The sequence below is a fragment of the Streptomyces sp. MS191 genome (assembly GCF_008042125.1).
Lineage (GTDB): Bacteria > Actinomycetota > Actinomycetes > Streptomycetales > Streptomycetaceae > Streptomyces.
Map to the genome: position 1 here is coordinate 1 of NZ_RDBI01000191.1, position 677 is coordinate 677.

Below are 677 nucleotides of genomic sequence, written 5' to 3' on the forward strand. Positions count from 1 at the left end.
GGAGCAGTACGGCGATGGCGGAGCAGTACGGCGATGGCGGAGCCGATCCCGAGGTCCGCGTCCGTGCCGAAGGACGAGCGGTACAGCTGGAGCGCCAGGACGTTCGCGTCGTCCTGCGCCGAGCCCGGCGCGATGATGAACACCAGGTCGAAGACCTTGAGCACGTTGATCATCAGCGTGACCAGGACGACGGCGAGGACGGGCGCGAGCAGCGGGACCGTGATGCGGCGGAAGACCTGCCACTCGTTCGCCCCGTCGACCCGGGCGGCCTCCAGCAGTTCACGCGGCACGCTCGCCAGACCCGCGGCGATCAGCACCATCGCGAACCCGGCCCACATCCAGACGTAGCTGCCGATCACGGCCGGGGTGACGAGCGAGGGTCCGAGCCACTCCACCCCGCCGTACTGCTCCCTGAAGTTGCTCGCGGGCAGCCGGAGCACGGCGCCGTCCGCGGCGGCCGGCAGGCTGAAGGTGCCGTCGGCCGCCGCCGTGGTGCTCGCCACGACCCGGCCGTCCTTCACGGCCTCGATGCGCAGCCCCTTCAGACCGAGCTCCCGCGCGTCGACGGAGTTCGGCCGCCCGCCGCCGCCCTTGGTGAAGTCCAGCCAGGCGGTGCCGGAGATCCCGTCCGGTCGCGCGGCCGGATCCCGGGCCGGCCGGGCGTCCTCCGGCATCTG

Annotated in this window: 1 protein-coding gene; it reads right to left on the minus strand. The window is 72.7% G+C overall.

Annotated elements, in window-relative coordinates; translation table 11 throughout:
* On the minus strand, positions 1-677 hold a 677-nt coding region (locus EAO71_RS36285), incomplete at both ends, for a carbohydrate ABC transporter permease (protein WP_147982054.1).